This is a genomic window from Bifidobacterium sp. LH_417, assembly GCF_056357035.1.
Genome location: NZ_JBKEVI010000018.1, coordinates 51,299 through 52,540, shown reverse-complemented (window position 1 = coordinate 52,540; position 1,242 = coordinate 51,299). Strand labels below are relative to the sequence as shown.

The following is a 1,242-nucleotide window of genomic DNA, read 5'->3' as shown; positions in this document are numbered from 1 at the left end:
GGGTGTTCCTATGTTTTTGTCAACTTGTGGCCGGGGTGATGTATCGGGTTAGGGGTTGTGCGTGGTGGGCGTGCTTCGCCGTCCGGCCGGGGGTTTGCCGGTCGGGTCCGGGATGGGGTGCGGTGGTTTCAGGCGGCGAGGGTTGGTTCCTGGTAGAGGGTGCCGTTCTTGAGCATGCTGTAGATCACGTCGCAGCGGCGGCGTGCGAGGCAGACGATGGCGGCGTTGTGGTGCTTGCCTTGTTCGCGTTTGCGTTTGTAGTAGGCGGTCGAGGGCGGGTGTTTGGTGCTGGCGACGAACGAGGATTGCCATAGCGCGTTCTTGAGTCGTTTGTTGCCGCCCCTCGCTGGTCTCTCGCCTTTGATGCTGGTGCCGGACCGGCTGGTGACCGGGGCGATGCCGGCGTAGGAGGCGAGGTGGGCGGCCGATCTGAAGTTGGCGATGTCGCCGCCGATGCCGAGGAGGATGTTGCTTGCGGTCCTGACGCCTATCCCGGGCATCGACGTCAGGACCTCGAGAAGAGGGTGGTCCTCCAGGAGCTTCTCGACCTGCGTGCCGAGCTCGCGCCGCCGGTCCTTGATGGTCTTGATGTCGCGGGCGATGGAGGGGATGATGCCCTCGGCCGTGGCGGTGCCGGGCACGGTGACGGTCTGCTCGCCGATGGCCCTGAACATGTCGTCGATGATCCCGCCGGCGCGCAGCTTGCTGGCCTTGGCCCATTCCCTGACCTCGTCGATGCCGGCCTGCTTCATGCCCATGGGGCCGCCGTAATGTTCGAGGAGCGCGAGGGTCGCGTCGCGGGTGGCGCGTTCCCCCTTCAGGACGCGTTCGAACGCGGGGTGGGTCTGCAGGAGCAGGCTGCGCAGGCGGTTGATGTGGCGCGTGGATTCGTGGGCGAGGTCCTCGTCGTGGCCGGCGAGCATTCTCAGCGCGGCGAGGGTCTCGTCGTCGCTGCCCGCGTCCCTGAGGCTCTCGGGCAGTTTGAGCGCGGCCCACGCGATCACGTACGCGTCCCTCTGGTCGGTCTTCGCGCTGCCGGGCAGGAGCTGCGCGGCCCTGCGCATGGCCGTGCCGGGCAGGTACGCGACCGTGACGTTCATGCTCCGGGCCACGGTCAGGGGCAGGGAGCCGATGGTGTTGGGCTGGTCGACGACCAGCAGCACGCGGCCGTGTTCGGACAGCCTCCCCAGCATGGCGCGGATGGCCCTCTCGTCCTGTTTCAGCGGCTTGTCGTACAGGGTG

Annotated in this window: 1 protein-coding gene; it reads right to left on the bottom strand. The window is 67.4% G+C overall.

Annotated features, from left to right (window positions below; all coding sequences use genetic code 11):
* Nucleotides 1-128 precede the first annotated feature (128 nt).
* A partial coding sequence (locus AC1AYR_RS09775) for an IS110 family RNA-guided transposase (RefSeq protein ID WP_476555169.1) occupies nucleotides 129-1,242 on the bottom strand: 1,114 nt, incomplete at its 5' end.